Genomic DNA, 3778 nt, shown 5'->3' on the forward strand with positions numbered 1-3778 from the left:
GCGGACACGTTGTGTCGCGATGGTTTGCAAACTGGTCAGGGGGAGAGCTGTGCTCTCCCCCGTGAACCCCCTCTTGATGTCAGAATTGGGGGGGAGCGGGATGTCGGCTCTCGGCGCGAGAAGGACAAAACCGGACATGCAGCGGGAGGTCAAATCTGTTTGAGAAACGCCTACTTTGCGGTCTTTTAGATCCAACATATATAATTTCTGAATCGCGCTTGGAATTTACTCGCGATGTCAGAACTTAATTGGAATCACAGCCTCTTGATTTAGCTAAATTCACCGATTTTGATGCCGAAAACCGAATCACAACGGTAGTGCTAGTTCCCCAATTAATCTAACCTCCGTATTCTAAAACCAGCGCTCTATATCGAAAGGTATCATTTTGCCACGCGTATTGCCATCCCAAGTTATTGAATATCTCAATATTGGAAATCGGCCACGAAACATCACAGGGGCCGGTAGAACCGTTTTAATTAATGCACTGACTTCCGGATATTTGTCCGGATTAGTGCGATTAATTCAAGAAATACCAAATGAATACATAGCAATAAGCGGACGTGATTATACTAATTTAATATTTTCCGTTGAATCTATTAAGAATGCCGTTGAGCATTGGAGACCAGGTCAGAGTATGGCGTTACAGCCTCACAGCGGAAAGGACGTGCTTGAGTTAATCCATTCTGCATTGGTGAAGTGTCCAGACGCTATGCCTTCACCGACTACAACTGAGTTGCCATTTGTCGATGATGAGGAGATGCGTAAAAGTATTCGTGCGGATCTATCCAGTGCTGCCAGTGCTCTGCGCAATGGGGAATGGAAAGCTGCGACTGTCTTGGCCGGTTCTGTTTGTGAGGCGTTGCTGTTGTGGGCTATACCAAAAGCGAAGGATTATGATCCACAGGAAATCAAAGACACTCGAGGCAACTGTTGCGCCCCTGAAAATTTAGAACTCGCAGCATTTATTGATAGGGCATCAGCTCTGAAAATTATTACGACTGGCACTCGTGATATTGCCCATCGTGCGCGCAATTATCGAAATTTAATTCATGCTGGTCGCGCAAGACGGCTCGCTCAAGACTGTGACCGTGCATCGGCGTTGGCGGCATTGGCGGCTGCAGAGTCCATTATCAGAAATCTGAAGATGGCAAGCGAGGCCGCGAATGGGTTGACGTTGACGGATGCTCAGTTGGCAGGCGATGCATCTCAATATGCAAAAAAGTGATCATGACGTATCTAACTCAATGTCGAGTAAAAAGCCGGGACCACTTTGGAGTGGTCGCAGATAGGTCATAGATAAGCAATTGACGAGTATCGAATGTCTTACTTACGGAGCGAAAAAAGCGCGAGTTTCAATATTCCATCTGATAGGTAGGCTCTTATTGGCTTCACCGAATAGCCATGATGTGTATATGCCATGTCTGCTTTAAAAGAGGTATGGGGCCAACAAAGCGACCGCTGTGAGGTGAAACCAGTCGTCAACCACTCGACGTTCGGGCGCTTATCTTGGTTATATCCTATTTTTTGTTTCTAACACCTATAGAGTCCAGCATAAATACGGGTATAAAGCATAAAGCTGCAACGCATGCAGATATTGCTGCCCAGTCATTTTGCAATGCTGCAAGGTGAAGAATCTTGTCGGTCTGGGTTGGCAGGAGTCCAAGTTGCGCATTTCCATACCAAAACACCGCACTGAATAACGCGGCTGCCCCTCCAACAAAGTTAAGGTTCTTTTTGATATCACTCGAAGTTTGTTCGCTCGCAAAAAAATATGTCAGCCCGATTATTATGCTTATGACTATAATACCCAACTGAAACCAATCCATATCGCCCAACTATCTATTAAAACCCACCAATATTTAACATAATTGCATAAAGTTTAACTCGCCTCAAGCTTCAACCTGCCCCGCCAGTGCAGCAACCAAATACAAATTTCGGCTGGCATTTTTTTTGAATTGAATGTCAATAAACGTCCGCTTCGGGGCAAGACGATTGGAGGTCAGATGTTCGCAAAGGTAGGCGTAAACAGTCATTAGATCAGACCTTACTTTTTTGCGCTGTAGGGGGTCAACGGGGGAGGTCTCTCCCCCTTGCCAGATGTCGAATGGGTAGCCATTTGACACTGCTGGCTCCCCTTAAAACGCGATCTTTTTGAAGGCTGTTTCGAGGTAGCTTATGGCCTCTACGGTTTGTTGCAGATTGGCTGTTGAAATGCCGGTCAGGTAGGTCATCGTCCCTTGGCTCTTATGGGTCGCTTCATGACCCAGCAGGCGGTCAATCCATACCTCCCGGATGTTGGCATCTGCGTTTCTGAGTTGGGTCGATACGGTGTGCCGGAAGGAATGAAACGTGATTTCAGCGGGTAGGCCGATGCGGGTCTTGAGCAATGAGAAGGCTCTGCCAAGGGCCGCTCCCCTGACACCCTGTTTCGAGGTTTCCAGACCGGGGATGAGGTAGGGGCTGTCTGTCGTGTCTTTCAGAGCCAGCACTCCCGCTTCAATGAGTTTTGAATGGACTGGCACCACACGAGTGCCTGCTTCCGTCTTGGGAGCCCATCCGGTTTCGGTGTGAGGACGGATAAGGAAGCAGAGGATACCGTCAATAGTCTGAAGGTCTTCTTTTCGTAAGGTGCAGATTTCACCCAGTCTCATGCCAGAGTAGGCAGCAATGAGGGTCACAAGCCCGTAGGTTTGCTCCGGCACGGACGTGCTGTGCCATGACGCAGAGGCCAAGAAGGCTAATTCTTTAGCTGTCCAGCTTCTTCTGACGGTCTTTTGCCCATTCTCAAAATTCCAGCCCGTCCATGGGTTCCGTGTGACCAATTCCCTCTGGTGTAACTGGTTCCACAGAGCAGAGAGACGCATCATATGGTTTTTAACGCTCTTGCCACTCAAAGTTGGTAAACCTTCCTCTCTGGCCCTCTGTGCTTCTTCTTCAAGGGTAAGGCTACTTTTGCGTTTGCCCAATGATGCAGGAAGGGAGAACAGGAGGTCTCGGAATGCTCCGGCCTTTTCGCCCCCGATGATAGACACGGGCGCATCTCCAAAGGCTTGCAGGAACAGGTCGACAGCCCGTTGTGTGGCTTTTTGGGTGTCAGCACTGGCATGAGGGCCATCCAAGACAAAGCGTTTCAGGGCACCGGAAAGCATCAAGGGTTGGGCTTTGGGTGCTTCGGCCGTTTTCTTCACTGTTCGGGGTTTTGGCGTCGGTGCTGGAACCGGCATGGACGCCGTTTCCTGAGCAGATGAAGGCAGGTTCACGCTCTGCAAGTCCCGCAGTGCAACCCGTAGTCCTTCAAGCCTGCTTAAAGCATCTGGTTCAGCCAGCACAGAGTGTGCCTGCATGAACAATTCTGTGGTTTTGGCATGAAGTAAAGAAGCGCGTTTGCGGGCTTCATTCTGGTAGCCGGTTTTTAAAGAAACCCAGATTTCCCGTCGGTTTAAGGCTGCTCGCAGCGCAGGGGGAACAATACGGCGGAAGTGATAGGTAGTGCCTCGGACACGGAGCATAAAATCTTCCCTGAGTGGGGAAGGACGATGGAGCAAAGACAGCCTTTGCCCTCATTCAGCCGAAAAAACGTGCTATTTCAGGTGTCTGTGGTGCGAACTGCGGGACTCGAACCTGCATCAACCCGCAGTGACACTTTTCTAACCCCTTGAAACAGCAAATAGAATGACGAGGCACTGTCTTCTGGTTACTGAATTTCTTATATCGTTGGTTAAACAATCTGGGAAGCGTCAATGCTGCAAAGCTCAAGGGGAGTAAGTCTGTTTTCGCC

Annotated in this window: 4 protein-coding genes; 2 read left to right on the forward strand and 2 right to left on the reverse strand. The window is 49.1% G+C overall.

Annotated features, from left to right (window positions below; genetic code table 11):
- Positions 1-189 (forward strand): hypothetical protein (locus Abin_RS15635; protein ID WP_219810481.1); only part of this gene is annotated, 189 nt, incomplete at its 5' end.
- A gap of 196 nt (positions 190-385) precedes the next feature.
- Positions 386-1225 carry a hypothetical protein gene (locus tag Abin_RS10035; RefSeq protein WP_146867750.1) on the forward strand — a complete coding sequence of 280 codons (840 nt, stop codon included), beginning with the start codon at positions 386-388 and terminating at the stop codon, positions 1223-1225.
- Positions 1226-1889: 664 nt separating this feature from the next.
- Here Abin_RS10035 and Abin_RS10045 read toward each other — a convergent pair.
- On the reverse strand, positions 1890-2033 hold the full coding sequence (locus Abin_RS10045) for a hypothetical protein (protein WP_158319912.1): 144 nt from the start codon (positions 2031-2033) through the stop codon (positions 1890-1892).
- Between the two features lie 102 nt (positions 2034-2135).
- Positions 2136-3509, reverse strand: a complete 1374-nt coding sequence (locus Abin_RS10050) for a site-specific integrase (protein WP_048846523.1) — start codon at positions 3507-3509, stop codon at positions 2136-2138.
- Positions 3510-3778: the final 269 nt, after the last annotated feature.

It is taken from the genome of Acetobacter indonesiensis, assembly GCF_000963945.1.
GTDB lineage: Bacteria > Pseudomonadota > Alphaproteobacteria > Acetobacterales > Acetobacteraceae > Acetobacter > Acetobacter indonesiensis.

Bases quoted from the DNA above. Each gene is read 5' to 3' on its own strand.
- Abin_RS10050 (WP_048846523.1), bottom strand. From the start codon at position 3,509: ATGCTCCGTGTCCGAGGCACTACCTATCACTTCCGCCGTATTGTTCCC.
- Abin_RS10045 (WP_158319912.1), bottom strand. From the start codon at position 2,033: ATGACTGTTTACGCCTACCTTTGCGAACATCTGACCTCCAATCGTCTT.